A 26423-nucleotide genomic window follows, 5' to 3' on the forward strand; every position below is an offset into this window, starting at 1 on the left:
TTCGCTCAGGCCCTGTTGCGGTGGAACACGCGCTCGCCGCCAATGAAGGTCTCGGCGACGCGCAATTCGGCCAGACGCTCGGGATCGATACTGAAGATGTCCTCTTCGAGGATGATGAAATCGGCGAGCTTGCCGATGCCGAGATCACCCTTCAGGTGCTCTTCCTTGCCGCAATAGGCCCCGAGAGTGGTATAGGCCTCCACCGCCTCATAGACGCTGATCGCTTCCGAGCGGTCGAGATCGGCGCCACTATCGGTCTTGCGATTGACGAGAGAATAGATGCCGCGCATCGGGTTGGGATGGCAGACGGGGAAATCCGAGTGGCCCGGCGCGATCACGCCAGCATCGATCATGCTGCGATGCGGCCACATATAGCGCATGGCCTCAGGCCCGCGGTTGCGCCGATAGGCATCGCCCAGGTCATAGGCAAATCCCGTGGCCGAGGAGCAGATGACCTGCAGCTTCTTCAACCGCTGCAGGATCGGCGGGGTGACGTTGCAGCAATGCTCGACGCGCAGCCGGTGGTCGTGAACGGGGTGGTGGCGAAGCGCATGCTCATAGGCATCGAGCACGAAATCGATGCCCCTGTCGCCCACGCCATCGGCGCCGACCATCAGGCCAGCCTTATGGGCGCGCAGCACCCGTTGCTTGAAGTCCTCCAGCTCGTAAAGCAGCATGCCGCGATTGTCGTCGGGCTCACCCAACACCTTCTCGCCGATATAAGGCTCGTAATAGGCGGCAGTGCGGCCGCTGGTGGAGCAGTCCGGGCACCATTCGACAGCAGTCAGACGCACCCATTCGTCACCGAAGCCCGTACGCCAGCCTGAGCGGATGATGGCATCGATCAGATCATCCTCACGCCCGCTCGCCAAGAGGCCGACGCGCATGCGCAGCTCGTTGTTCTCGCGCATCTTCTGATAGGCGATGATGCCCTGGGTGGAGCACAGGCTGTTGTGAACCGACGTGATCCCGTATGAGGCGAAATCGTCGAACACCTTGACCAGACCGCCCGCGAAATCGTCGGGTGTGAAGTCACGTTGGCAGTAATTGACCACCTCATGGGCTGCGGTTTCCCGCAAAAGCCCGGTCAGCTCACCGGTCTCCGGATGGCGATCGAGGCGGCCGAATGGCGGATCCTTGCTCTCACGTGTGAAGCCGACGAGCTTGAGGGCGGCGCTATTGGCAAAGCCCAGATGGGAATCGCGGCGATAGAGGAAGGCCGGCCGGCCACCGGCCGCATTGTCCAGCTCTTCCCGGGTGGGATAACCGCCCAGCCTCAGATCATCATAGCGGAAGCCCACGAACCAATGCCCGGCAGGCTTGCCTTCGGTCGCGCGGCGGATGAAGCCGAGCACATCCGCCTTGCTGGCAAATCCGGTCGACAGATCGGTCCAGCGCCCGAGCCGGGCCCCATGCATGTCGGGATGACAGTGGCTGTCGATAAATCCGGGCAGCACGGTCCGGCCGCCGCAGTCGATCACCTCGGCATGGGGGGCGAGCGCGCGCATGTCCTGCGTCGTGCCCCGCGCCACGATTCGCCCGTTATGGATCGCCAGGGCTTCCACGAAACGGCCTTCGCCTTCCATGGTGGCGATCCTGCCATTGATGACGATGCGATCGATCATGAGCGTTCCTCTGCGGTCTCCCTTATGCGCGCGCCATTTCGCGATGGCCCAGGCAGTTTTTGGTGAGCGCATCATCGATTGGAAGATGCAAGCGCGTGGATCGGGATTTCTCACCATAATGCGCGCTGACGCAAGCCCCCGTCGGCGGCTTTGTCGACCTTGTCCCCACCGCCCCTTGACCAGCCGGGTGACCTCATCCAGGATCACCAACCAACGAGAACAATGGGGAGCGAGATATGAAAGCCGGACTGTTTGGCATAACTGCACTGGCCATTTTGGCTTTACCGATGGCCGCAATGCCCGCAGGGGCGCAAGAAACCCTCACCATCGCCTCCTGGGGCGGCGTCTATCAGAAGGCGCAGCGGGATGCCTGGTTCGATGTGGTGGAAAAAGAACTCGGCATAAAGATCAAAGAGGATTCGACCTCTGGCATTGCGGATGTGCGCGCGCAGGTCGCCTCCGGCAGCCCCACCTGGGATCTCGTCCAGCAAGGCAATTACAGCTGTGCGATTCTCGACAAGGAGGGAAATGTCGAGAAGCTCGATCCTGCCATACTTGCCATCAAGGGCATCCCTGAGAACATGAAGGGCGAGGGATGGATTTCCAACCTCGTCTATGCGGCGACACTCGCCTGGAATGACGAGAAATATCCCGACAAGAAGCCCAGCTCCTGGGCCGATATGTGGGATACGGAGAATTTCCCGGGCGGGCGCACCATGCGGCGCAGCCCGGTCTACACGCTCGAATCAGCTCTTCTCGCTGACGGCGTTCCCATGGACAAGCTCTACCCGCTGGACACGGAACGCGCCTTCAAGAAACTCGCCGAGGTGAAAGACGACGTGGTCTCCTGGTGGACCTCGGGCGCGCAATCGGCGCAGCTTCTGAAGGATCGCGAGGTCGACATGGCCACCATCTGGAACGGCCGTGCCGAGGCGCTTGCTCAGGAGGGCGAGAAGATCAGCCTCACCTTCAATCAGCAGATGCTGCTCACCGATTGCTGGGTCATACCCAAGGGCGCCAAGAATAAAGAGCTGGCAATGAAGGCCATCGAGATCATGAGCCGGCCGGAGGTGCAGGCCCGCATTGCCCTTTACATCAATTACGGCCCGGCCAATGTGGATGCGTTCGATACCGGCATCATTAAGCCGGAGGTCGCCGCTAAGCTGCCAAGCGCTCCGGAAAACTCCAAGAAGGGCTTCGTGCTCGACGCCAATTACTGGGCGGAAAATCTCGACAGGCTGACGCGGGAATTCGACCTGTTCATCCAGGAATGAGAAGCGGGGCGACACTGTTCGCCTTGGATCGCCATCAGAATGGTACGAGAGTATGAATTTGACAGCGGGCATGCGCCGGCCGGGAATGTCGGCGCCTTCCGATAGGGTTGCATCGCTTCCGATCACCATCGAAGACGTGGTGAAGACCTATGGCAGCTTTGCTGCCCTCGACAATATCAGTCTTGCGATCGAGAGCGGCGAGTTCATCACGCTGCTGGGCCCCTCGGGCTCGGGCAAGACCACGCTGCTGATGGTCATCGCCGGATTTGTGCGGCCTGATTCGGGAAGCGTCCGCTTCGGGGAGCAGGAGGTGGTGCTCCTGCCACCGCACAAGCGCGACATCGGCATGGTCTTCCAGAACTATGCCCTGTTTCCGCATATGACGGTTGCCGGCAATCTCGCTTATCCCTTGAAGCTGCGCGGGGTGAACAAGGCCGAGATCGCCAGACGGGTCGAGACCGCGCTCGATCTCGTTCAGCTTAAGGGCTATGGCGATCGCAAGATCGACCAGCTCTCGGGTGGCCAACGCCAGCGGGTGGCGGTCGCCCGGGCTGTCATTTTCGAGCCGCGCATCCTGCTGATGGACGAACCGCTCTCGGCGCTGGATAAGAACCTGCGCGAGCAGATGCAGCTCGAGCTGCGCAGGCTGCATGATCGGCTGGGCCTGACGACCGTCTACGTCACGCACGATCAGCGCGAGGCACTGACCATGTCGGACCGCATTGCCGTGATCAACCACGGCAAGCTCGCGCAGCTCGATCGGCCGCAGGACCTTTACCAGCGGCCGCGAACCCAATTCGTGGCCAGCTTCATCGGTGAATCCTTCAGCCTGCCGGTCGAGATTCGCGATGGCCAGCCCATGCTGTTCGGCCAGCTGCTGCGCACCCGCGAGCGCATGACCAATGGCACTCAGCAGATCCTGATCCTGCGGCCGGAGAAGCTGAGGCTGCTCACCACGGCTCCCGATGAAGCGACCAATGTGATCACCGGCCAGGTTCGCCAGACGGTCTTCCAGGGTGACAGTGTCGTTGCCTATATCGCCACCGCCGATGGGCAGGAGATTGCCTTGCGCCGCCCGCATCAAAGTGGCGAGATGCTGCCGGAGGTTGGAACCGAGGTTCGCGTCGGCTTCTCGGTCGACGACACGATTATCGTGCCCAAGGACGATCACCCCGATCAGCGGGCTGGCCTCTGATGAGCGCGGTGCTCGAAGCCCAGCCAACCTCAGCCACGGCGCGACAGCGGGGGAAGAATGCCGATGCATTGTCCCGTCTCGCACGGCGCGAACAGCATGCGCTGCTTGGCCTTACGCTGCCGGCGCTGGTGATTGTCGGCTGTGTCGTGCTGATCCCCATGGGCTGGCTCTTCTGGCTGTCCTTCGTTGGGGATAACGGGTTCACCCTCGTCAATTATGAGCGTCTTTTGCACCCGTCCTACCGGCTGACGCTCTATACGACATTCCAGCTTGCGGTTCTCGTGACCGCCCTTTGCCTGGTGCTCGGCTATCCCCTCGCCTATCTCGCCGTCCAGCTTCCGCCGCGCTGGGCGAGCATCTTGCTCATCTGTGTGCTGTTCCCGTTCTGGACCTCACTGCTGGTGCGAACCTACGCCTGGCTGGTGCTGCTGCAGCGCCGCGGCCTCGTGAATGAATGGCTGCAGGGCATAGGCCTCATCGACGAACCGTTGCGGCTCGTCCACAACTTCACCGGCACCACCATCGGCATGACGCATATCATGCTGCCCTTCATGGTCTTGCCGCTCTATGCCACCATGAAATCGATCGATGAAGGCTATATGCGGGCGGCCGCCAATCTCGGCGCCTCGCCCATCAAAGCCTTCTGGCAGATCTTCGTCCCGCTGTCCGTTCCCGGCCTCGCCGCCGGGCTGATTGTCGTTTTCGTTCTTTCGCTCGGCTTCTATGTGACACCGGCGCTGCTCGGCGGCGGCCGAGTGATGATGTGGGCCATGCAGATCGAGCGCTCCGTCGCGGTCTATTCGGATTGGGGGGCCGCAAGCGCCCTCGGCGTGGTCCTATTGGTCATCACTCTCGGGATCCTGTGGCTGGTGTCACGGCTGACCGGGGCTTTCTCCATTGCGGGGGGCAAGTGATGCTGAACCGCCCCGCCACCTCGACCCAGATCACCCATTTCCGCCGGCTGTGGCTCTATGTGTTCTGCGGGCTGGTCATTCTGTTCCTGATCGTCCCCACCCTGCTCGTAATCCCTATGAGCTTCTCGGGTTCGCGCTATCTCACCTTCCCGCCGGAATCGTGGTCCACCCGCTGGTACAGCGCCTATTTCAATTCGATCGAATGGCGGGATGCGACATGGGTTTCGTTCCAGGCGGCCATCTGGACGACGGTGGTGGCAACCATATCCGGCACATTGGCCGCTTATGGGCTTCATACGGCGCGGCTGGCGGCTGGCCGCTATATCCAGGTGCTGCTCGCATTGCCGATGATGATCCCGGTCATCCTGCTTGCGATCGGCGTCTTCATCTTCTTCGCCCCGCTCGGTCTCAACAATTCCATCCCCGGCTTGGTGCTTGCCCATTCGGCACTTGCTATTCCCCTCGTGCTGATCTCTGTGACGGCGGGACTGCACAATTTCGACCTGAACCAGGAAATGGTCGCCCGCAGCATGGGCGCATCGCGCCCTTGGGCCTTCCTTACCGTCACCCTGCCGCAGATTCGCAATTCCGTTATTTCCGGCGCGCTCTTGGCTTTCATCACCTCACTTGATGAGGTGGTGATCGCCCTGCTGATTGCCGGTGGCGAGAAGGCGACCCTGACCCGGCGCATGTTCCTCGCGCTCCGTGATGAGATCGATCCGACGATCGCCGCCATCTCCACCCTGCTGATCGCCGTCTCCATCATCCTGCTGGCGCTCACCCAATTCCTTCAATCCGGACGTAAGAGCTGAGCCGGAGCTCAGCACAACCGAGGTGCCCCGATGCTGCATTTCGAACGAGAAGAATTCGACACGCGCCTGAGGAATGCCCGGGCGGCAATGCGGCGCGAGGGGCTCGACGCCCTGCTGCTCTTTGCGCAGGAGAGCATGTATTACCTCACCGGCTACGACACGTCCGGCTTCGTCTTCTTTCAATGCGCGGTCATGACGGCCGATGAGAAGCCCCTCACCCTCCTCACCCGCCGGCCCGATCTCGAGCAGGCGCGCCGAACCTCGATCATGGAGGATATCCGCCTGTGGTACGACGCGCCGGGCATGGATCCCTCGCGCGAGCTCATGGAGATTCTCGAGGAGAAGGGCCTCAAGGGCGCGCGGGTCGGCATCGAGATGCGCACCTTCGGGCTCACGGCGGATAATTACGAGCGCGTGCGGCAGAGGCTCGATGGGTGGTGCACCCTCATGGATGCATCCAATCTCGTCCGGCAGCTGCGCGCGGTCAAATCGCCTGCAGAGATCGTCTATGTCAGGCGTGCGGCTGAGCTTGCCGATGCCTCGCTTGTCGCCATGCTGGAGGCCTCGCGCCCCGGAGCATTCGAAGGCGACATCGCCGCGGCCGGTTCGGTGCCGATCCTCGCAGGCGGCGGTGATCCGGCCCCCTCGGGGCCCGTCCTCGGCTCGGGCGATCGCGCGCTGCTCGTGCGGAGCGCCACCGGCTTCCGCACTCTGGATGCGGTCGATCAGCTGACCATCGAGCATGCGGGAAGCTATCGCCGCTATTGCGCCTGCCTTATGCGGACCATCTCGATTGGCCGCGCCAATCCGGTTCAGGAGAGGATGTTCGAGGTGACGCTCCAGGCGATCACCGCGATGGCGGAGGCTGCGCGCCCCGGCAATGTGATCGGCGCCATCGATGATGCACATCGCGCGGTTTATGACCGGGCCGGCTATGGCCATGCGCGCATGTCAGCCTGCGGCTACTCGCTCGGTGCCACCTATCGGCCGTCCTGGATGGACGTGCCGCCGATGATCTATTCGGGCAACGAGATGCCGATCGTGCCGGGCATGGTCCTGTTCCTGCACGCGATCCTGATCGACGCCCCCAAAAACCTCGCGATGTCCCTGGGCTATACCATTCTCACCCGCGACGGCTCGGCCGAGGTGCTGAGCAAGCTCAAGCCGGAATATGTGGTGCGTACCTGATCATGGGGCGCGCTCATCGCGCGTCCAACCGGTCGAGCAGGCGGAAGCATTGGGCTGCGAGCGACATGGCCGGCAGCCTCAATCCGTGTAAGGGCACGGGCCGCATGGGCGTGACCGGCAGCGGCAAATCCTTGAGCGTGCCGGCCACCACCGCCTCGGCAATCGCCTTGCCGACGGCCGGCGCTATGGCGACACCGCGGCCACTGAACCCGATCACCGTGATGAGCCCGGGCGAAGGCTCATGCACCCGCAACCTGCGGCCTGGCGTGATATCCACCTGACCTGCCCAGACATGGTCGTATCCCACAGCGCCGAGCTGGGGGAAGCTGCGCCGCATTGTATCGGCCAAGGCGGTGACGTGGCTCTGTGCGATGCTCTCGCCACCCAGCGAGCCGCGCCCGCCGAAGACGAACCGGCCCTGCTCGTTGAAGCGGAAATAGAGCAAGAGCCGGCGGTTATCGGAGATCACATGCCCCTCGGGCAGGATCGAGCGTTGCAATTCGGTCGGCAGCGGCGGCGTTGCGATCTGGATCGACTGCACCGGCAAGATGCTGCGCCTGAGTTCGGGAATGACATCGGTCGAATAGGCGCCGGTTGCGACCACCACTTGCCTTGCAACCACGGCGCCGGATGCCGTTGCCACGCGCCAGAATTGGCCTTCTCTGGCGATGGCAGTCACCGCCGATCCGGTATGGACCCGCGCGCCCTGGCGGATGGCAGCAGCCGCAAGGCCGCGCGCGAAGGATAAGGGATTGAGCGCCGCGCCACGAGGATCGAGATAGCCGGCCGCATAGATCGGCGCGCCGATCAGGCGGGCCATCTCATCCCGATCCACCAGCCGCACCGGCAATCCGCGCGCCTGCCACTGTCGCGTACGGCTCTCCATGGCTGGAATGCCGCGCGTGCCAGCAATCCCTAATATCCAGCCATTGCGGCGATAGGCGCAGGCAATCTTATGCCGGCTGATGAGGCTGTCGACGAGGTCACCCGCCTGTGCGCCAAGCCTGCTCATCCGCTCGCCCAGATCCTCACCGAGACGAGCGATCAGGGTCTCGGGATCATCCTTGAAACAGGGAATGACCTGCCCGCCATTGCGGCCCGAGGCACCCCAGCCTGCCTCCTGCGCCTCCAACAGCACGGTATCGACGCCAGATTCCGCGAGGTGAAGGGCACAGGAGAGGCCGCAAAAGCCGCCGCCCACCACGGCAACATCTGCCCGGGCCTCGCCGGCCAGTGCAATCGTGGCCGGCTCAGGCTCCGCGGTGGCGGCCCACAGGGAAGACGGTTCGACACGTCCGGATGAGGAATTGACCATGAGCGGCTCTGCGGCGGGAGGGATGTATGGAGAGCCATTCAAGCACGGCTATGATGTCTAAGGAATATTTCTCTCGGCCACGGTTCAGCCGGTTCGGATGAAAAGCGACTCACGCGGTGGGAACGGTGCCGCCATCGATCACATATTCGGTGCCGGTTATGGCGGCGGCGCGATCAGAGGCAAGGAAGGCGATCAGGTTGGCAACCTCCTCCGGCTTCGATGGCCGGCCAATCGGGATACCGCCGAGCGCATCCATGATGATCTGCTTGCCGCCTGCGTAATCCGTGCCGGCCTCCTTCGCGAGTCGCTCCGCCAGCCGCACCGAGGCTTCGGTTTCGATCCAGCCGGGTGAGACACGCACGACACGCACCCCCTTGGGCGAGACCTCCTTCGACAGGCTCTTGCTGTAGGTTGAGAGCGCAGCCTTCGCGGCGGCATAAGCAGTCGTTGCCTCGGGCAACGGCAGCTCGCGCTGGATGGAGGTGACATGAACAATGACACCGCCGCCCTGCGCCACCATCGCCGGCACGAGCGCCCGGTCAAGCCGGACGGCAGCCATTAGATTGAGGTCAAGCTCCTTCGCCCATTCCGCATCGCTCAGCGCCGCGAAGCCGCCGGCGGGGGCGGAAGACCCGCCGAGCATGTGAACGATGATGTCAACCCCGCCCAGGCGCTCTCGCGTCGCTGCCGCGAGGGTGGCGCAGCCTTCCGGTGTCGTCAGATCGACGGCGACGAACATTTCCTCGGAGAGCGTCTCTGGCCGGGACCGGGCTGCGGTCAGAACGCGTGCCCCGAGTTCGCGGAACAGGGCCACGGTAGCGGCGCCCGCGCCGCGCGTGCCGGAGGTGATGAGCGCACGCTTGCCTTCGAGCGTAAGGAAGGTGCTCATGCGCCGATCTCCTGAGCTGTGTGGATAGTCTCCCGACCGGTAAGGGACTTGACCTTGAAATCGGGCTCGATCGGTAAAAGCAGGATCATCGCGCTGTTCCCATAGTCGCACTGCATCTGTGCGTCCGAAATAAGCCTGGATACTTGTCTCGATAAGCGGGATAAATTGGGATGCGGAATTGCGAAAATCGGAACAATGTATCGGCCTAATTTGAATGACCTCGACGCGGTCATCGCTATCGTGCGCAGAGGATCGTTTCGCGCAGCAGCGCTCGATCTCGGCCTGTCCACGACCGCTCTCAGCAATGCAATCGGCAAGCTTGAGGCGAGCCTTGGTGTCCGCCTGTTCAATCGCACCACGCGCAGTGTCTCGCTGACCGATGCCGGACGCGTCTTTGTGGAACAGGTTGGCCCGGCATTGCAGGACATTCACGGCGCAATGGAGGCGGTGCGATCGCGCCAGGCAACCCCATCGGGAACGCTCAGCATCAATGCTTTCGCCACCGCGGCGCGCGAGATTCTCTCGCCACTCGTGCTTGAGTTTCTCCGCCGCTATCCGCAGGTCCATATCGACCTCGTCACGGAGGGGCGGCTCGTCGACATCGTCGCTGAAGGGTTCGACCTTGGCGTGCGTGTCGCCGATCTCGTGCCCAGCGACATGATCGCCGTGTCCCTTGGGCAGCCGCAACGCTATGCCGTGGTAGGCTCGCCCGCCTATTTTGAGAAGCATCGCAGGCCTCGTGTCCCGCCCGACCTTCTCAACCATCAATGCATCCGCGTCCGTCTCCCGAATGGCGCGCTCTATCGCTGGCAATTCGAGAAAGACGGCAAGTCAGCTCAGATCGACGTAACCGGGCCCATCACGTTGGACGAAGCCAGTCTCGCCCGCACCGCCGTGATCGAGGGTATCGGTCTCGGCTTCTTCATGGAGCAGAACGTGCTTGCCGATATCAAGGCAGGCCGGCTCGTTCGCGTACTGGAGGACTGGACACCGCCCTTTGCCGGGCTCTGCCTCTATTATCCCGGAAGACGAAATCCGTCCGCCGCGCTCAAGGCGTTCATCGCTCTGGCCCGAGAACTCGGTGGACGAAGGGACAGCCCTTCCGCTAACGCAAATTGATGAGGATGCTCTGCTGGGCGATATCGAGCTTGCATCGAAACCGACAAGCGACAGCATCGAGAGCATTCGAGCGAAGTGGATCTGGCAATTCGGGGAACATCGGAGACGCCTGGTGGCGCCACCATCGCAGAACATCACCGTGATTGGAGCTGGGATTGTCGGCTTGGCAAGTGCTGTTGCGCTTCGCCGGGAGGGTTATCAGGTCACGATCATTGACCGGCTGCCTCCTGGAGAGGCGTGCTCATTTGGCAATTCCGGCGGTATGCCGCGCAATCATGCCTTTCCCATGGCCATGCCGGGTATCGCGTGGAAGGTCCCCTCCTATCTGGCCGACCCGCAAGGGCCTCTGGCGATTCGCTGGCGATCACTGCCGCGCCTCACACCCTTCCTCGCGCGCTTTGTCCGCTCCAGTATGCGGGATCGATTTCTGCCGATCCTCGATCAGCTCAGTGTGATGATGCAGCAGAGTCACGCGGAATGGACGCGTCTGATTGAGGATGCAGGACTTGAGCCGCTTGTCTCTGAGGACGGCGCCCTCACGCTTTATCGCACGAAGGCTGATCGAGACCTGGCCTGGACCACTTGGCAGCTTTTGGCTGATCGGGGCGCAGACCTTCGCACGCTCGATGGGGATCAGTTGCGTGATTTCGAACCCGCCGTTCCGCGAGGATACGAGTTTGCGGTATTCGAACCCGATTACCGCCGAACTCTGGATCCTCATGGTATCTGTCTTGGGCTGGCCCGGTATTTCGAGAGGCTCGGCGGTGAGCTCAGGCGGGAGACCGTGAGCGAAGTGGTTCCGGCCGACCAGGGCAGGTTCCACGTTCGCACCAACAAAGAAGACCAATGCACTGATTATGTCGTCATTGCCGCCGGAGCCTGGTCGGCGCGGTTTGCAGCCGCGTTTGGGGATGCAGTCCCGCTAGAGGCTGCGCGCGGCTATCATGCGACAATACCGCGGTTCACACCGATGCCGAAGCGGCCTTTGTTCATCTCGGACAAGAAGATGTCGCTCAATCCCATGGCTGCAGGGCTTCGGACCGGTGGGAATATCGAGTTTTCCGGACTGGAGAGCCAGCCGGACTATTCGCGGCCATCCCGGCAGTTGGATGTCGTGCGCACCCTCTATCCCGAGGCAGAAATCAGTCGACATACGAAATGGGCAGGCGATCGTCCGATGATGCCGGATTCACTGCCAGTGATCGGCACCTCGCAACGCCATCCTCACGTGATCTACGCGTTCGGCCACGGTCAGTATGGCTTGGCGCTCGCGGCTGTGACCGGCCGGCTGGTGGCGGAGATCGTTGGCGCACGCACACCAGTTGTCGATATTCATCCGCTCAGACCGGACCGATTCTAGTTAGGTCAGCCGGTATCCCCCGTCGATATCGAGCACAGTGGCAGTCGCATAGGCATTTTCCATCAGGAACAGAATACCCCCGGCAATCTCTTCGGGCGTCCCGAGCCGCTTCACCGGCTGGGACTCCGCGATGCGATCCCACCGGGCTCGCCTCTCCGCCGGAATGTGACCAGTCCCCGGCGTCGCAATGAAGCCCGGAGCGATGACATTCACGCGGATGGGCGCGAGTTCCATGGCCAGCGATCGGGCCAAGGCTTCAATGGCACCCGCTGCCGCACTGCTGGCCGAGTAATTTGGGATGGTCTTGCGCGGCTGGCTGCTGGACATGAGCACGATGGAACCGCCGCGCGACAGTCTTGGCGCGCCATAACGAACGCCGTAGACCTGTGACCAGAAGCGGTTGCGGAACACGGTCTCAAATTGGCCAGGCTCCATCTCGAGAAAATCGACGAGCTTCGCCGACCCCGACTTGTCGGGCGCAGAAGGCACAAGCACCGTCAAATGATCGAATTGTCCGAGCTCGCGGAAAAAGGCCTCCATCGCAGGCTCGTCAGTCGCGTCGATCGCCCTTGTCTCCACATGTCCGCCGATCTGTGCTGCCGCGTCCTGCAACCGTTCCCGCCTTCGGCCGCCAATGACGACGCGGGCACCGCGGCTTGCAGCGGCCTTAGCTGTAGCCAGCCCGATGCCAGAGCTACCTCCGATGATGACGATCCGAGAACCAGCCAGCGACATGCGATCTCTCCCCTTGCCTGACGCTTAGGCAGGCAGACGTTCCATCCGCGAGATCTGCTGCATGACCTCCTCCTGCACGCTGTCCCAGATCCGGGATTTCAGCTCGAGGTAGCGGGGCGTAAGCTGTGCAGCTGCGCTTCGCGGCTTTGGCAGATCGTTCTCTATCGCGACCTTCACGCGGCCCGGGCGCGACGAGAACACGACAATGCGGTCCGAAAGAATCAGCGCCTCGTCGATACTGTGAGTAACGAAGATGACCGTCTTCCGCGTCTTCTCGACGATATCGATCAGCTGATCCTGCAGCAGCTGCCGGGTCATGGCGTCGACAGCGGCAAATGGCTCGTCCATCAGGAGAATTTCCGGGTCATTCGCCAAGGATCGCGCCAGCGCCGCCCGCTGCTTCATGCCGCCGGAAAGCTCCGCCGGATAAGCATCCTGAAATCCTTCAAGCCCCACCAGCTTGATGAAATGGAGCGCCGTCCGCTGCCGCTCTTCTGCAGCCACCCGGCGCATCTTCAGGCCGAACTCCACGTTCTTTTGAACAGTCTTCCAAGGAAACAGAGCATATTCCTGGAAAATCATTCCGCAGCGTGTGTCGATGCCTTCTATTGGTTTGTCATGCAGCAGTATTCGTCCACTGGTCGGCTTCTGAAAACCCGCGATGAGGCTGAGAAGGGTTGATTTGCCGCAACCAGAACTGCCCACAATACAAAGGATCTCTCCGGCCTCGACATCCATCGTGAGGCCGCCCAGCGCCCGGACGATTTCCTTGCCCCGCTCATACTGCATGCTGACATTTTCGACGCGGATGATGGCGGTCACAGCAACCTCGTAGACGTTCTGACACCGCGCTGCCACGGGATAAATCGATGCTCGATGCTGCGCAGAATGGTGTCCAAGACAAGCACGGTCACGCTGATCGCCAGCATGCCGCAAATAACCTGGCTGACATTGGACCAGTCTTTGGCGTTCCAGATGAGAAAGCCGAGCCCGTCATTGGCCCCCACCATTTCGGCCGAGATGATACAGGTCCAGGCCAGAGCCAGGGTGACCTTCAAGCCGGAAACAATGCTCGGGAGGGCGGCGGGGAGGATCACCTCCAGCATGACCGCAAGCCGGGATGCGCCGAGATTGCGGGCCGCCCGCACATAGATCGGGTCCACGCGAAGGGTCGCATCTGTGACGAACACAGTGAGCGGTGCCAAGGTCCCCATGAAGACGATGGCATATTTCTGGTCTTCTCCTATCCCCAGCCAGAGCAGTGAAAGCGGTATCCACGCAAGGGAAGGCAATGGGCGGATGATGGAAATGAGCGGCTGCACGATCCAACGGATGATGCGGACCGTGCCGAGCAAGATGCCAAGGCTTATGCCGGCGACGGCCGATAGTGCAAATCCGATGAGCACGCGGATCGCGCTGGCCGTGATGTCGGCGAATAAGGTGCCATCGCGAGTAAGCGTGACGAGTTCGCTCCAGACGTGGCTTGGCGGTGGGAAGAATTCGGGGTCGATACCGCCCGTCGCGGCCAGGATCTCCCACAGCCCGATGAACGCGACGACGGAGGCCGCGCTCACCGCCAGATAACCCAGCCTGTTGCTGGCCAGTCGCCGTGATGGGATCGGCTGGGGGGTCGTAGCGTCCACCACTGTCCCGCCTCCGTTTCTATTCGACGATAAGGTCTTGCCGCACCCACTCCCTGTAGTTCGGCTTATTGTCTATCTTCTTCACCGTGTCCGCCATGAACGAGACCATGATGTCCATGATGGGATAGGCGCCCTTGTCTGAGAGCTGGGTAGCCTGGTCTTTCCATGTGAAGCGCTCAGACATGGTTTCCCACGCCAACCACTCTTCCGGCGACTGCTTGCTGACTTTCGCAACGATCGCCGCCGCTTCCTGGCGATTGTCGATGACCCATTGCTGCGCCTTCCAGTAAGCAGCAAGGAAGCGCTTCGCTGCGGCCGGATCGTCATCGACGAACTGCCTGTTGATGACCAGAGTATTGGGCGCGGGGATCTGACGGTACTTTTCCCAAAAGCCGAGATCGGCAACCGACGCGATTTTCTTGGCGCCTGGTATTTCCTGAAGGCGCTTGTATTCGGGATACCACGCCCCCGCCGCATCGATCAGCCCCTGCTTCAGGGCCTGGATCATCTCGGACTGCTTGAGATTGACCAGCTGGACGTCCTTATACATGTCCAGCCCCACGGCTTTCAGCAGAAGATAGTCCGTGATCTCCTCCGACCCGCCGAATTGCAGGGCGAGCTTCTTGCCCTTGAGATCCTGTAAACTGTTGATGCCCTCCCGGGCCACAATCCCCGAAATGTCCTGGGCAGCGTCGGGAATGCCAACCCAATAGAAGTTCTTGTTGCCCTGGCTCATGAGCGCAACCATGCCCGCAGCTCCGGTGCCGGCCATGACGGCGTCCCCCGAGGAGACGACCGCAACGCGATCGGTGGAGCTTGCCACCTGCCGCCAGGAGGCATCAAAGCCTGCCTCCTTGAAGAAGCCCTTCTCGATACCCACCCAGAACGGCGCATGGACTCCTGCCGTAGAGGAGACGAGCACCACTTTCTTGAGGTCTTGCGCTTGTGAGTCGGATGCGGTCGCGCCGGTTGCCATGAGCGCGCCGGCCATGAGGATCGTGCGACGGGTAATCATTGCGATTGTTCTCCCTCACCTCTTGTTATGCGTTATCCTTGGCCACCTCCGAGTGGCTGTTCTCCTGGCTCAGTCGTCATGCTGTTGACGCCTCCACGGAAGGAGCTTTCGCGTCACGGCGCGATGAAGGACGTCGAGCAAGAGGACGGAGGCGCTGATCACGAGCATGCCAACCAGCACCTGGCTGATATTTCCCCAGTCCTTGCCGTTCCAGATCAGAAAGCCGAGCCCGCTTGTGGCCCCAACCATTTCGGCTGAGATGATGCAGGCCCAAGCAAGCGCCAGCGTCACCTTCAGAGCCGATAAGATCTTGGGCAGCGCCCCCGGCAGGATAACCTCGAACAGGATGGCCAATCGGCCGGCCCCCAAATTGCGGGCGGCTCTCACAAGAACCTGATCCACCTGCTCCGTCGCGTCGACGACAAAGATCAGCGTCGGCGCGAATGTCCCCATGAACACGATCGCATATTTCTGCTCTTCGCCAATGCCGAGCCACATCATCGAGAGCGGTATCCACGACAGGGACGGCAGCGGGCGAATGAGAGAAATGATCGGATCCACGATCGCTTTGAGCAGCGGCGAGCATCCGAGCGCCAGCCCAAGCGGGATCGCGACGGCGCAGGAGAGCGCGAAGCCGATGAGAACCCGGCTCGCGCTGACAGTCACGTCGCTGATCAGGGCGCCCTCCAGCAACAGCCGTTTACCTGCCGTAAAAACGGTGGCCGGCGAGCCGATGAACGCCACGTCCAACATGCCTGTGGAGACGGCGATCTGCCAGACTAGCCCGAAGGCGAAGAGTGATCCGGCACCGATCACCAGGGCAGCGAAGCGTTCCCTACGAACCCGTCTGGCCTGGGAGCCAGCCGTGGGTTTGCGGGAAGCTTCAAGCCCTATCGAAGTCATGGCGCCGGCTTCCTCACTGCTCGTCTAGCCCTTGCCAAGATACGCATGTGCCATGATCAGCATGCCGACATCCTTGATCCCGATCTCGCTGACGATAACCGTGCCGCGGTTCGGATATGGCGTCGGAAAAGCCTCTGCCCAGATCTCCGTGATCGGATCAATGAAGCTCCGGCTTGTGACATACAGCATCACTTGAGTGACATCCGCCATCGAGCCGCCAGCGGCCGCGAGCGTTGCCGCGAGATTGGAAAGCGTCAGACGGGCCTGAAGCTTGATATCACCGGTTTCTGCGGTGCCATCGTCCTTGATGGGTGCCGCCGCTGTGTAGAGCACACCACCCGCGCTGATGGCCCATTCGAAGGGCCTCCCGTGAGTGGAAAGCGAGGTTGGGACTGCTTTTTTCTGTAGGCTTGAACTCGTCAATTTTCCGACACCTGTTAAGCCTTTTAATCAGGATTACACACTTTTGCTCATCCGCCAATCGGGGAAATCTTGGCTTCAACCTGATAGATGTGACAGATATGCTGCCCTGTGCAGGCGCCAATGCAATGCGCGCACGCAACGGCTACGATCGCACACTGCGCGAATGCGGAAGGGGATTGGCATGTCGGAATTTCCTACACTGCAGGACATTGTCTGGGCCGCACGCGAAATGCTGCCCCGGCCCGTATGGGATTTCGTGACCTTTGGCACCGAGACGGAAACGACGCTGCGTCGGAATCGTCAGTCACTGGACAGCCTCGCCTTCGTGCCCCGTGTCATGCGCGATGTCAGCGATGTTGATCCGAGCACTGAATTCCTGGGCATGAAGCTCCGTATACCGGTCATGCTTGCCCCGGTCGGCTCGATCGCACTTCTGGATCCCGCCGGCGCCGTTGCCGCCGCAAGAACAGCCCAGGCATTCGGCATCTTGCAAATCGTAAGCGGCTTTGCAGCGCCCGATTACGCGGTCGTGGCCCGAGAATGCCCTGGTCCGCTCATCTATGCTCTTCATCCCCGCGCCGAACAGCCATTCCTGGATGACCTCGTCGCTGGCGTCGTCGCCGCAGGCTATAGGGCGATCGCATTTGTCAGTGAGGCTGCTTATTACAGCCGGCGTGAGCGAGATCTTATGAGCGCCGTGCAGACGGCAGCCAAGCGCACGCGCAGTTATGCGAGCTACCTAGCCCAGCAGCGCGATGAACTGTTGCAGGGCAAAACTCCGAGCAAGGAAGGTCTGTTGGGGACGATCAACAGCTGGGAGATGCTCGAGCGCGTCAAGGAAAGATCCAAGCTGCCCATCATTCTGAAGGGCGTGATGTCCGCCGCAGATGCTCGCCTTGCAGTTCAGCATGGGGTCGATGTGATCTATGTCTCGAACCATGGCGGCCGTGCGCTCGATCATGGCCGCGGAACGGCCCAGGTACTGGCCGAGATCGTTGCCGAGGTGAATGGCAGGGCGCAAATCATCATCGACGGCGGTTTCGTGCGCGGCACCGACGTGCTCAAGGCAATCGCGCTGGGAGCACAAGCGGTCTGTATGGGACGGATGCAATCATGGGCTTTGGCTGCAGGAGGAATGGCGGGTCTGATGAGGATGCTCGAGATCCTGGAGGAGGAGATCATCATTGCGATGGGGCTCCTCGGGGTGAATCGCCTCTCGGAACTCACCCCTGACTTCGTCCAAAAGGCCGAGCCCGTGGCCGCCCCTCATCCCTTGAGTGCATTCCCCGTCGTGATGGAGCGCATTGCCGCCGAAAAGTGACAATACTGACGAGCCGGCTATTCGATAACGGCCACGATCTCATACCCGCCTGGCGTGGGTGGCTGCTCGAAATATTTTTCGGTCATCGCATTCCGCCCTGCAGTCTGCCCTGGACTGGCGGCATTGGCCTTTTGTTTTTCTTCGCTCTCCCAGATGGTGATGGAGAGATACTTACCCGTGGCGCGATCCACCAGCATATAGGCCCGCTCCAAGCCGGTCTCCTTGAAGGGCGCGATGTGGGTTTTCCACTCGGCAGCCGCTTCGTCGATCAACTCCTTCTTCAAGTCCGTGCTCATGACCCGTGCATACATGGCTGCCTCCAGAACCTGTGCTCTCTAGAGCATTCGCGCGAAGTGGATACCGCTCGCGTAAAGAAATGCGATCAAGCAGGAAGTTAGAGCGGTTTCGCGATTCAAGGAAAAGCGGAAACGCTCTAAGTGATGCATTCCTGATCGCGTGTCGCAACTCTAAAATGCCGCGGCGCTGTCATACGCCTGCTCACCCAAGTCCACTGAGAGCGAGGCCACGATGCTCAACCAGTTCTGCGGTCGAGCAGATCGCGAATTCGGTTGGCCAGCTGATTCTGGCTAATCGGCTTCTGGAGAAAATCCACCCCCGGATCTAGCCGTCCGTGGTGGATGACGGCGTTGCGAGAATAGCCAGTCATATAGAGAACCCGCAGCCCTGGACGAACCCCCTCGGCGCGGTTGGCAAGTTCACGACCGTTCATTCCAGGCATGACCACATCGCTCAGCAGAAGGTCAATGCGCTGCGCTTTATCTTCTAGAATACCAATGGCCGCCTCGCCGTCGGGCACAGCAATGACTTGGTAACCAAGACCGATAAGCGCCTCGGCGAGATAATGGCGCAGGTCCCTATCATCCTCCACGACCATGATGACCTCGCCAGGTTCGCCATGGCTGAGCAGCTCCGAACCTTCCTCTTCCTGAACTTTGACGCTGTCACTGTATCGCGGGAGAAAGATCTTTACGGTCGTGCCCTGATCCTCCTCGCTATAGATCTTCACGTGGCCACCGGACTGCTTCACAAAGCCATAGACTTGGCTCAGCCCAAGTCCCGTGCCATGGCCAATCTCTTTGGTGGTGAAGAATGGCTCGAAGGCGTGGTTCAACACATCCGGAGGCATGCCGCAGCCCGTATCACTGAGGCTGATCAACACATACTTGCCCGGCGGCAAATCAGGATTCGCCTGGCAATAGGTCTCGTCTGCGTAGATGTTGGTGGCCTCGATCGTTATTTTCCCGCCGCCCGGCATCGCATCGCGCGCATTGATAGCGAGATTGAGCAGCGCGGCGTCGAGCTGGTTTGGATCAGCCTCGATCTGCCACAAGCCCGCCGCCCCCACCACCTGCACCTCGATCAGCTCGCCGAGGGAGCGCTGCAGGAACTCGGCTGTGCTGTTTAGAAACGTATTGAGCTCCAGAACCTTCGGGTCGAGCGGCTGCCGCCGCGAAAAAGCAAGCAAGCGGCTGGTCAAGGCCGCAGCGCGCTGCGCCCCACGAGAGGCATTGGCAATCGAACGTTCGAGATTTGGAAAGGATTCGCGTACCTGTCGCGCGTGACGCTGCGCATTCTCGAGATTGCCGAGGACGATCATCAGCAGGTTGTTGAAGTCATGTGCGATGCCGCCGCTCAATTGGCCTACCGCCTCCATTTTCTGCGATGCCGCCAATTGCTCCTGGGCCTCCTTCAGCGCGCGTTGCGCTTCCATTCGCTCGGTCATGTCCCGAGTCACTTTGGCAAAGCCGATCAGACCGCCCTGATCATTGGTGATGCGGTCTATGACCGCCAGCGCCCAGAACCTGCTGCCGTCCTTGCGGACACGCCATCCTTCCGCCTCATAGCGACCCGAGCGGGCGGCAATATCGAGAGCACGGGCCGGAGCACCGCTCGCACGATCCTCCTCGGTGTAGAACCGACTGAAATGCTCTCCGATGATTTCATCGGCGCAATAGCCTTTTATATGCTCGGCACCCCTGTTCCAGGTCACGATGGTGCCGTTCGGGTCGAGCTGAAAGATGGCGTAATCCACCACCGCCTCCACCAGCCGCCTGTACTTTGCCTCGTTCTCGATGAGCCTCTGGTGTGCCAGCTCCCGCTCGGTCATATCGCGGGTGATCTTGGCAAAGCCGATCAGCGTGCCCGCGTCGTCATAGACCGCATCCAGGACCGCCAATGCCCAAAATTGGCTGCCATCTTTGCGGCACCGCCAACCCTCCGTCTCGAACCTCCCCTCTTCTGCTGCGGTCTGCAGCGCAAGCTCCGGCATCCCTTGCTCACGGTCATTCTGGGTAAAGAAGGTCGCGTAAGGCCTTCCTATAATCTCCTCAGGTGCATAGCCTTTGAGCCGCTCCGCCCCGGAGTTCCACGAGACCACTATCCCGTCAACGCTGATCAGATAGAGCGCATAGTCGACGACCGCATCGACCAGGAGCTGCAAGCGTCGGCTATCGTCGAGGTCTTCGATCCGCATGAAAGGCATTATTTCCTCATGTCGGAGTAACGGACCGGAACCGGCCCCAAGAAGGAAATTGAATGACGCGGCCGCCCGGTCGCATCCCTGTGCTTGCAAGTGGACCCCGGCACAGAACATCACGCCGACCATCCAAGAGCGATGGATGGGCAACGGAATAATCAAGACCGGAGTTCCACGGCTCTATTCAAACGATCTCACGAGCTCCGGCTTCTTTACCTGCGCGGGACATCTTTACCGAGGGTACGAAGACGATTGACGGCGCTCCAATTCTCCTTCGTTGAGGCTACACTTTGGCTCTATCAATGTCCCGGTTCTCCGCCCCGGGGCAAGACGGAGAGTACCGCCTCCTGTAGCAACTCGAGGGTGAAGGGCTTTCGAAGAAGGGGCGCCCCATTCACTTGCTGTTGCGCTCTGACAGCATCGCTATAGCCGGTGACGAGGATGATGGGCAGTTTGGGGTAGCGCCGGTTAACTTGCTCCGCAAGCTCCAGGCCATTCATGCCGCCGGGCATGATGATGTCGCTGAGCACCAGGTCGAACTCTCGCTCTGAAGCTAAATGCCTCAGGGCTTCGTGCCCATTTTCGGCTCGGATGACGGAGAAGCCGAGCACGGTGAACATTTCGCTCTGAACCGCCGCGACGTCATCATTGTCCTCGACGATAAGCACGCTGCGCCCCCCTCCATCGAGCTCTTCTCCGTCCGGCGCGTGTCGCTCTTCGTCTTTTTCGAGGTGGCCTTCCGCACGCGGGAGGTAGAGCGTTATTCGGGTGCCCTTTCCCGGCGTACTCTTCGCTTCCACATGACCGCCGGACTGCTTGGCGAAGCCATAGACTTGACTTAAGCCCAACCCCGTACCCCGGCCCACTTCCTTTGTGGTGAAGAACGGGTCGAAAATGCGATGAAGGACGTCGGCCGGAATGCCGGTTCCGCTATCTTCGATCTCGAGCCGCACGAACGCGCCGTGCAACAGGCTTTCTCCCAATTCGTCCAGTTCGACATTCGTCCCACGGATCACCAGCGTTCCGCCGTTGGGCATGGCGTCCCGGGCATTGAAGATCATATTGAGAATGGCAAGTTCGAGCTGGGTGGAATCCACCATCACTGGCCAGAGATCCGCAGGAATCCGGTATTGAACGACGATATCGCCGCGGAGCGCGCCGCTGACCAGAGCCTCCATACTCTCCAAGAGGTTCCCGAGCTGAACCGGCTCCGCCTTGAGCTCGATATGGCGTGAGAAGGCGAGGAGCTGAGCCGTCAACGCGCGTCCTCGCATCGCAGCCTGCTTCATGCCCCTCAAGATTCGCTCGCGGCGGGAAGCGTCAGACGAGCGCTGCAGCATCTCGAGCCCGCTCAGGACCACCATCAGCAGATTGTTGAAATCATGCGCGATGCCGCCTGTGAGCTGGCCAATGGCCTCCATTTTCTGGGCCAGGAGCAGGGCCGCCTCAGCCCGCCGCCTTTGTTCGATTTCCGCGACAAGTCTCGCATTCGCTTGCTCAAGCTCGGCCGTTCGCAGCCTCACGCGATCTTCCAGTGTCTCAGTGAGCTGGCGCAGCTGTACCTCTTGAGCGCGAAGTTGCGCTTCTCGTTCCTCTCGTTCCCGCAAATGGTCTCGGACTTGGAATTGCCGACCACGGGCCGCCAGCGCGGAGAGCACCGTGCTCACGAGCGTCGCTGACCTCAGGGGACGTTCAAGGCAAATGATGTTCCCGACTTCTGAAATAGGCGCGTTGTTGTATTTGGCTGATGATCGGCCTGAAGTAAGAAGGACAATGGGAGGCTCTGACCACGCGGGCTGCTTCGACAGAAGCTCCCTCAGCTTTTCCTCGGCCGAAGGTCGAGCCAACACCTCTTCCGCCAAAATCGCGGTCCCGAAGCCCCGGCCCATTTCCGTCAGCAGCGCGTCCATATCTTCACATACGGACACGCGGGTTCCTGCGCGCTCCAGCACTGTCGCCAGTGTCGGCGCATCGCGGCGCGATGGTGCGAGCACGAGAGCACGCTGCTCGAGCGGATCAGTCGGAAGCGTCACCGGCATGCGTCTCTGGAGGAATTATTGCCGATGGACCGACATAGATCGGCGCCCCGCGAAGTACGCCACGGAACTCCCGGATCGGCGGGCCGACCTTGAGCCCTTCGTTGGTGACGAGCTCATACGAACGGATAGTGGATTCGTGTTGTCCGCTGCGGTTTTTCAGAACTGAGACGGCTTTTCTGACCGCGCCGTCTGCCTCGAAGTAACGCAGCAATATAATGGTATCAGCCAAGAAACTCAGATCGATTGGAGCGTGAGCATCCCCAAGGAGGCCATGTTGCGCCATGATGAGAATTGTCACGACACCTCGATTGCCAAGATAGGCAAGCAGCTCATGCATGTGCAGCAAGAGGGCTTGCTCTTCCGGCATCGATCCCATGTAGCTATTGAGGCTGTCTATGACGATGATCCGAGCGCCTGAATCGACCTGCCTCCTCACAGCTTCAACGAACTCACCGGGCGAGACGCTCGTCGGGCTGATCTGGCGCCAGCTTAGGCTGCCGCCTCGCCGAGCAGCGTCAATGTCCATGCCGAGCGCCGCTGATCGCCTAGCCGCAGTACGGTAGCTCTCGTCAAAGGCAAAGATTGCCGCTCGCTCCCCGCGCCTTGTACCTGCGATCGCGTATTGAATGGCCAAGGTCGATTTCCCAACTCCCGATGGGCCGAGCACGAGGGCACAAGTGCCCCTCCGGAGCCCCGCGCCCAGCAGTTCGTCCATCTCACTGATCTCGCTGGAAACCGGAACGGTATCGAAGCTGCTTTCGTGCTCCGCCGCGACCAAGCTCGGAAAAACGGTAACGCCGCCCGTTCGGATGACGTAATCATGATAGCCGCTGCGGAAATTGACCCCGCGCAGCTTGAGAACGGCGAGGCGGCGGCGGACGACCCCATACTCCATTCGTCGCTGCTCGAGGCTGACCACGCCATGAACAATGCTGTGCAGTTGAAGGCCTTGAGCGGTGTCCGTCAGGTCATCTAGCGCGAGGACCGTGATCTGCGATCGCGCGAAGAATGCCTTCAACGTCAATACCTGTCGACGATAGCTCAGTGCATCCTGGGCGAGCAGCCTCAGTTCCGTCAGGGCATCGATGACGACCCTGTCGGGCTTGAGCTCCAGAATTCTGCTGAGGATCAGCTCGACAGTATGGTCAAGCTCGATCTCTGAGGGATGGATCATTCCCTGCTGCCGTTCTGGATCAGCTTCCAGCGGTGTTATTTCGAGAAGTGTGACCCCCTCGAGAGACCAGCCATGGCTTTTCGCGCTGGCCCGCAACTCGCGTTCTGTCTCGGAAAGGGTAATATAGACGCAACGTTCGCCGCGTTGGGCGCCGTCGAGCAGAAACTGCATGGCAAGCGTCGTCTTGCCGGATCCAGGCGTGCCCTCGATGAGGTAAATATGTTCGCGGTGAAGCCCGCCCCCAAGAATGTCATCGAGCCCGGGCACACCAGTGTTGACAATGGATCCCAATGCCTTTGGATCTACCATTCTGAGCCAGTTCCGATCCCACCTAAACACTTGGCCGCCGAAGCGAATTTGGGCACCCAGGAAGGGATCTCCCTCCGTCGGCTGAACTCCCGCCGACGCTACAACTCCTTCGCAAGTCTCCAGTTCCGAAGATTTTTGCAGAGCCCTCGTTAACCCGATTGGCCATTCATCAACCGGCTCTGGGCGAAGGGGATTTGGCGGCACGAGCGCACTAGCGTCGGTTGATCGCCCCGGATTGCGACACTGATGCCGTGACAACGGCACCGATCAGACTTCAGGAGACAGCGAGGATCCAGATGCCGCTTTGTGAACCAATATCCGCAAGCAGAGTTGAATGCGAGACGGGAGTTCGGCTGAGGGGTTCCTGATTATGTCTGGGTCTTGAGACACTGCACGGCTCATCGCCCCACTGGCAATCGTCTCCGTGCCCTCGGTTGAGAATTGGAGGGATTAACCCCGATGCTGGAATGCCAATTCGCGGATGTCTTCTCGGGGGTGCGCGCACCCAGCGTGGTCGCCTCTGGAATGATGATGCTGTTCGGTTTGACCGGCGACGCGATAGCTCAACACGCTAGCGATGGGGCGTCGAAAGGGTCGCCGCCCAGGCTGCAGCCGATGACGAGCAAAATGCTGAGATCGCTGTTTCCGGGCAAATTCGAAGCCATCTGGCAGGGGTCGGTGAAGCTCGTGATCAACGCAGATGCCAGAGGCAACCTGAAGGCCCATGCCGGACAGAACTCCGACACGGGCCGTTGGGAGATCAATGGCAACAAGCTTTGTGTCACCTTCGCGGTCTGGACGGATGGCAGCCGGAAGTGCAGTGAGGTCTATCGCGCTGACGGCTGGTATGTCGTCTCGGTAACGAGGAACGGCAGTGCCAATTTGAGGTTCCGGCGGCAGTAGCCGAGCTGGGAGACCCGGAGATCTGTGTTTGTTAGCACGACACACGCTTGGCCTTTCCAGCAATGGCCGGAAGCGCCGAAAGGTCCACGGAACGAATGCGCATATTCTAAGGTTTAGCAGAGGCGGCGGAGCGCTCACCTTGGTCCAACGTCGCTGCCCGGACACATAGGTTGGCAGCTCCGCCGTTCGATATCGCCATCGATCAGCCGAGGGAAGAATGAAAGACGATCCGAGTAGGCGCGGCGCCAAAGACCGCTCCCGCGTTGCTGGCGACCAGGAGCATGAAGTGCGCTACTTCGCCAAGGAACATGGCATCTCCGTCGATGAAGCCCAAAAGCTCATCGAACGCGTGGGGAATGCCCGCGATAAGCTTGATCAGGCGGCGAGGGAACTCAAGGCGCGACCGCCGCGCTAACTCGCTCGAAGCGTGCTGCTCAACGATCTCCAGGAACGCTCAGCGGGACGGCCCCAGATGATCCGGAGTTCTTAGAGCTCAGCCGAGATGTGCCGGCCGACAAGTCTCGCCCGAACGGACTCGTGCTGACGGCCGAGCCCGAATCCGCACCGGTCAGTCTGGACGACGAGCGGAACTTTCAATCGGATAAGTTGGAAAGTCCGTGTAGCCCACCTCGCCGCGTCGCGTGTAATAAGTCGATCGGTCCGCTTCGGCCAATGGCCAGCCGTGCTTAAGACGTTCAGCAAGATCTGGATTTGCGATATATGGCCTGCCAAAGGCAATCAGATCCACCAACCCGGTATCGAGAGCAGCCTGAGCGTTATCGCGACTCTTGAAGCCGCCGCACCAAATGATCGCGCCGGGAAACGCTGCCCGAACCTTGGCCAGCAAGGTGTGGTCGATATAGCGAGCTTTGAATTCAGCCGTTTCCATATTTCCCGCGGGCATCAGCTCATAGACCAGATGCAAATACGCGACCCCTCGGCGACCCAGCTGTTCGGAAACATAGAGCAAGGTCTCCGCGGCAAGAGGGTCCGCCGGCATAGAATTGAACGTGCCGAACGGGGCTAGGCGAACGCCAACACGCCCGGGGCCCAATTGGCGAACCGCCGCGTCGACGACTTCCATCAGGAATCGTGTGCGATCTTCGACGCGAGCTCCTCCATAGCGATCAGTGCGCGTATTGAGCACCGAGTTCATAAACTGGTCGAACAGATAGCCGTTGGCTCCGTGGATCTCCACACCATCGAAGCCTGCTTCCCGGGCGTTGACAAAGGCTTGGGAAAAGGTCTCCACCAAAGCCGATATCTCGTCCGTCCTGAGGCTTCTTGGCCTGCCTGCACGCACATAGCCCAACTTGCCATCGGCATCGTGGGCGAACACGTCGGAATTCTCAGCCCTTTCCTCGGTGACACCCCAAGGAGCCTCACCATTCGGCATGAGCGATGGATGCGCCATTCTCCCGACATGCCATATTTGCAAGAATATCGTGCCGTTGTTGCGGTGAACTTCATCGGTCACCAAGCGCCAGCCCTGCCGCTGGGCTTGCGTATAGATCCCAGGTGTCAGGGCATAACCTTTGCTGGACGGAGCAACATCCGCTGCCTCGGTCACGATCAGGCCGGCGCTGGCGCGTTGCCCATAATAGGTGGCCATCAGTTCATTCGGGACATCACCTTCCGACGTCCGCGTCCGAGTCATGGGTGCCATGACAATGCGGTTTTTCAGCGGAACCGTGCCGCCGAGGACTTGAGGTTCAAACAGGTGTGCCATAGGTCTTCCCTCAATCGATTTTGATCGAGGGATTACGCCTC

At 60.8% G+C, this 26423-nt stretch carries 24 protein-coding genes; 10 read left to right on the forward strand and 14 right to left on the reverse strand.

Features of this window, described 5'->3' with window-relative positions; translation table 11 throughout:
* Nucleotides 1–5: 5 nt before the first annotated feature.
* Nucleotides 6–1625 (reverse strand): amidohydrolase, encoded by a 1620-nt coding sequence (locus RCF49_RS07005; protein ID WP_342643317.1) that lies wholly within the window; start codon nt 1623–1625, stop codon nt 6–8.
* A 236-nt stretch (nt 1626–1861) separates the two neighbouring features.
* Between RCF49_RS07005 and RCF49_RS07010 the strand changes: the two genes are divergently transcribed.
* From RCF49_RS07010 to RCF49_RS07030, 5 genes are read left to right on the forward strand one after another with little or no spacing between them, the layout of a single operon-like run.
* The gene (locus RCF49_RS07010; protein WP_342643318.1) at nt 1862–2899 is read left to right on the forward strand and encodes a polyamine ABC transporter substrate-binding protein; all 1038 of its coding nucleotides are present in this window, start codon (nt 1862–1864) and stop codon (nt 2897–2899) included.
* 52 nt (nt 2900–2951) lie between these two features.
* Nucleotides 2952–4094, forward strand: a complete 1143-nt coding sequence (locus tag RCF49_RS07015) for an ABC transporter ATP-binding protein (RefSeq protein ID WP_342643319.1) — start codon at nt 2952–2954, stop codon at nt 4092–4094.
* On the forward strand, nt 4094–5008 hold the full coding sequence (locus tag RCF49_RS07020) for an ABC transporter permease (RefSeq protein ID WP_342643320.1): 915 nt from the start codon (nt 4094–4096) through the stop codon (nt 5006–5008). The genes RCF49_RS07015 and RCF49_RS07020 overlap by 1 nt, the downstream gene beginning before the upstream one ends.
* Complete coding sequence (locus tag RCF49_RS07025) at nt 5008–5820, forward strand: ABC transporter permease (protein WP_342643321.1); 813 nt, start codon at nt 5008–5010, stop codon at nt 5818–5820. The genes RCF49_RS07020 and RCF49_RS07025 overlap by 1 nt, the downstream gene beginning before the upstream one ends.
* 30 nt (nt 5821–5850) lie before the next feature.
* The gene (locus RCF49_RS07030; RefSeq protein ID WP_342643322.1) at nt 5851–7008 is read left to right on the forward strand and encodes a M24 family metallopeptidase; all 1158 of its coding nucleotides are present in this window, start codon (nt 5851–5853) and stop codon (nt 7006–7008) included.
* A gap of 13 nt (nt 7009–7021) precedes the next feature.
* On the opposite strand, the gene RCF49_RS07035 is transcribed toward RCF49_RS07030, so the two are convergent.
* On the reverse strand, nt 7022–8323 hold the full coding sequence (locus tag RCF49_RS07035) for an NAD(P)/FAD-dependent oxidoreductase (protein WP_342643323.1): 1302 nt from the start codon (nt 8321–8323) through the stop codon (nt 7022–7024).
* A gap of 109 nt (nt 8324–8432) precedes the next feature.
* A complete protein-coding gene (locus RCF49_RS07040; RefSeq protein ID WP_342643324.1) occupies nt 8433–9212 on the reverse strand; it encodes an SDR family oxidoreductase in 780 nt (259 codons plus the stop codon).
* Nucleotides 9213–9407: 195 nt separating this feature from the next.
* Between RCF49_RS07040 and RCF49_RS07045 the strand changes: the two genes are divergently transcribed.
* Together RCF49_RS07045 and RCF49_RS07050 are read left to right on the forward strand one after the other, a co-directional pair.
* On the forward strand, nt 9408–10331 hold the full coding sequence (locus RCF49_RS07045) for a LysR family transcriptional regulator (protein WP_342643325.1): 924 nt from the start codon (nt 9408–9410) through the stop codon (nt 10329–10331).
* 112 nt (nt 10332–10443) lie between these two features.
* Nucleotides 10444–11691, forward strand: coding sequence for an NAD(P)/FAD-dependent oxidoreductase (locus RCF49_RS07050; RefSeq protein ID WP_342643326.1), 1248 nt, complete (start codon nt 10444–10446; stop codon nt 11689–11691).
* Here RCF49_RS07050 and RCF49_RS07055 read toward each other — a convergent pair whose 3' ends face one another.
* The 6 genes from RCF49_RS07055 to RCF49_RS07080 form a co-directional block, all read right to left on the reverse strand.
* A complete protein-coding gene (locus tag RCF49_RS07055) occupies nt 11692–12426 on the reverse strand; it encodes an SDR family NAD(P)-dependent oxidoreductase (RefSeq protein WP_342643327.1) in 735 nt (244 codons plus the stop codon).
* 24 nt (nt 12427–12450) lie between these two features.
* Nucleotides 12451–13248, reverse strand: a complete 798-nt coding sequence (locus tag RCF49_RS07060) for an ABC transporter ATP-binding protein (protein WP_342643328.1) — start codon at nt 13246–13248, stop codon at nt 12451–12453.
* Nucleotides 13245–14072: an ABC transporter permease gene (locus tag RCF49_RS07065; RefSeq protein WP_342643329.1), complete on the reverse strand. Its 828-nt coding sequence runs from the start codon at nt 14070–14072 to the stop codon at nt 13245–13247. The genes RCF49_RS07060 and RCF49_RS07065 overlap by 4 nt, the downstream gene beginning before the upstream one ends.
* A 16-nt stretch (nt 14073–14088) precedes the next feature.
* The gene (locus RCF49_RS07070) at nt 14089–15084 is read right to left on the reverse strand and encodes an ABC transporter substrate-binding protein (protein WP_342643330.1); all 996 of its coding nucleotides are present in this window, start codon (nt 15082–15084) and stop codon (nt 14089–14091) included.
* Between the two features lie 69 nt (nt 15085–15153).
* Nucleotides 15154–15987 (reverse strand): ABC transporter permease, encoded by an 834-nt coding sequence (locus RCF49_RS07075; RefSeq protein WP_342643331.1) that lies wholly within the window; start codon nt 15985–15987, stop codon nt 15154–15156.
* Between the two features lie 24 nt (nt 15988–16011).
* Complete coding sequence (locus tag RCF49_RS07080; RefSeq protein WP_342643332.1) at nt 16012–16410, reverse strand: RidA family protein; 399 nt, start codon at nt 16408–16410, stop codon at nt 16012–16014.
* A 181-nt stretch (nt 16411–16591) separates the two neighbouring features.
* Here RCF49_RS07080 and RCF49_RS07085 point away from each other — a divergent pair, with 181 nt between their 5' ends.
* Complete coding sequence (locus RCF49_RS07085) at nt 16592–17731, forward strand: alpha-hydroxy acid oxidase (protein ID WP_342643333.1); 1140 nt, start codon at nt 16592–16594, stop codon at nt 17729–17731.
* Between the two features lie 17 nt (nt 17732–17748).
* Here RCF49_RS07085 and RCF49_RS07090 read toward each other — a convergent pair whose 3' ends face one another.
* From RCF49_RS07090 to RCF49_RS07105, 4 genes are all read right to left on the reverse strand, one after another.
* A complete protein-coding gene (locus RCF49_RS07090) occupies nt 17749–18042 on the reverse strand; it encodes a hypothetical protein (protein ID WP_342643334.1) in 294 nt (97 codons plus the stop codon).
* A 221-nt stretch (nt 18043–18263) separates the two neighbouring features.
* Nucleotides 18264–20225, reverse strand: a complete 1962-nt coding sequence (locus RCF49_RS07095; protein ID WP_342643335.1) for a hybrid sensor histidine kinase/response regulator — start codon at nt 20223–20225, stop codon at nt 18264–18266.
* A gap of 302 nt (nt 20226–20527) precedes the next feature.
* The gene (locus RCF49_RS07100; protein ID WP_342643336.1) at nt 20528–22267 is read right to left on the reverse strand and encodes an ATP-binding protein; all 1740 of its coding nucleotides are present in this window, start codon (nt 22265–22267) and stop codon (nt 20528–20530) included.
* Nucleotides 22245–23750 (reverse strand): ATPase domain-containing protein, encoded by a 1506-nt coding sequence (locus RCF49_RS07105; protein ID WP_342644144.1) that lies wholly within the window; start codon nt 23748–23750, stop codon nt 22245–22247. Before RCF49_RS07105 ends, RCF49_RS07100 begins: the two co-directional genes overlap by 23 nt.
* Before the next feature lie 459 nt (nt 23751–24209).
* Here RCF49_RS07105 and RCF49_RS07110 point away from each other — a divergent pair, with 459 nt between their 5' ends.
* A complete protein-coding gene (locus tag RCF49_RS07110) occupies nt 24210–24653 on the forward strand; it encodes a hypothetical protein (RefSeq protein ID WP_342643337.1) in 444 nt (147 codons plus the stop codon).
* Between the two features lie 217 nt (nt 24654–24870).
* Entirely contained in the window at nt 24871–25068 is a 198-nt protein-coding gene (locus tag RCF49_RS07115) for a DUF3606 domain-containing protein (RefSeq protein ID WP_342643338.1), read from the forward strand.
* A gap of 153 nt (nt 25069–25221) precedes the next feature.
* Here RCF49_RS07115 and RCF49_RS07120 read toward each other — a convergent pair whose 3' ends face one another.
* Nucleotides 25222–26382, reverse strand: a complete 1161-nt coding sequence (locus RCF49_RS07120) for an alkene reductase (protein ID WP_342643339.1) — start codon at nt 26380–26382, stop codon at nt 25222–25224.
* Nucleotides 26383–26423: the final 41 nt, after the last annotated feature.

It is taken from the genome of Rhodoligotrophos sp. CJ14, assembly GCF_038811545.1.
Classification (GTDB): domain Bacteria; phylum Pseudomonadota; class Alphaproteobacteria; order Rhizobiales; family Im1; genus Rhodoligotrophos; species Rhodoligotrophos ferricapiens.

Excerpts from the sequence above, each read along its gene's own strand:
- RCF49_RS07010 (WP_342643318.1), top strand. The coding sequence starts at position 1,862 with ATGAAAGCCGGACTGTTTGGCATAACTGCACTGGCCATTTTGGCTTTA.
- RCF49_RS07090 (WP_342643334.1), bottom strand. The coding sequence starts at position 18,042 with ATGTATGCACGGGTCATGAGCACGGACTTGAAGAAGGAGTTGATCGAC.
- RCF49_RS07005 (WP_342643317.1), bottom strand. The coding sequence starts at position 1,625 with ATGATCGATCGCATCGTCATCAATGGCAGGATCGCCACCATGGAAGGC.
- RCF49_RS07015 (WP_342643319.1), top strand. The coding sequence starts at position 2,952 with ATGAATTTGACAGCGGGCATGCGCCGGCCGGGAATGTCGGCGCCTTCC.
- RCF49_RS07075 (WP_342643331.1), bottom strand. The coding sequence starts at position 15,987 with ATGACTTCGATAGGGCTTGAAGCTTCCCGCAAACCCACGGCTGGCTCC.
- RCF49_RS07055 (WP_342643327.1), bottom strand. The coding sequence starts at position 12,426 with ATGTCGCTGGCTGGTTCTCGGATCGTCATCATCGGAGGTAGCTCTGGC.
- RCF49_RS07085 (WP_342643333.1), top strand. The coding sequence starts at position 16,592 with ATGTCGGAATTTCCTACACTGCAGGACATTGTCTGGGCCGCACGCGAA.
- RCF49_RS07025 (WP_342643321.1), top strand. The coding sequence starts at position 5,008 with ATGCTGAACCGCCCCGCCACCTCGACCCAGATCACCCATTTCCGCCGG.
- RCF49_RS07070 (WP_342643330.1), bottom strand. The coding sequence starts at position 15,084 with ATGATTACCCGTCGCACGATCCTCATGGCCGGCGCGCTCATGGCAACC.
- RCF49_RS07105 (WP_342644144.1), bottom strand. The coding sequence starts at position 23,750 with ATGGTAGATCCAAAGGCATTGGGATCCATTGTCAACACTGGTGTGCCC.
- RCF49_RS07120 (WP_342643339.1), bottom strand. The coding sequence starts at position 26,382 with ATGGCACACCTGTTTGAACCTCAAGTCCTCGGCGGCACGGTTCCGCTG.
- RCF49_RS07100 (WP_342643336.1), bottom strand. The coding sequence starts at position 22,267 with ATGCCGGTGACGCTTCCGACTGATCCGCTCGAGCAGCGTGCTCTCGTG.
- RCF49_RS07110 (WP_342643337.1), top strand. The coding sequence starts at position 24,210 with ATGCTGGAATGCCAATTCGCGGATGTCTTCTCGGGGGTGCGCGCACCC.
- RCF49_RS07115 (WP_342643338.1), top strand. The coding sequence starts at position 24,871 with ATGAAAGACGATCCGAGTAGGCGCGGCGCCAAAGACCGCTCCCGCGTT.
- RCF49_RS07040 (WP_342643324.1), bottom strand. The coding sequence starts at position 9,212 with ATGAGCACCTTCCTTACGCTCGAAGGCAAGCGTGCGCTCATCACCTCC.
- RCF49_RS07045 (WP_342643325.1), top strand. The coding sequence starts at position 9,408 with ATGTATCGGCCTAATTTGAATGACCTCGACGCGGTCATCGCTATCGTG.
- RCF49_RS07020 (WP_342643320.1), top strand. The coding sequence starts at position 4,094 with ATGAGCGCGGTGCTCGAAGCCCAGCCAACCTCAGCCACGGCGCGACAG.
- RCF49_RS07035 (WP_342643323.1), bottom strand. The coding sequence starts at position 8,323 with ATGGTCAATTCCTCATCCGGACGTGTCGAACCGTCTTCCCTGTGGGCC.
- RCF49_RS07030 (WP_342643322.1), top strand. The coding sequence starts at position 5,851 with ATGCTGCATTTCGAACGAGAAGAATTCGACACGCGCCTGAGGAATGCC.
- RCF49_RS07095 (WP_342643335.1), bottom strand. The coding sequence starts at position 20,225 with ATGCGGATCGAAGACCTCGACGATAGCCGACGCTTGCAGCTCCTGGTC.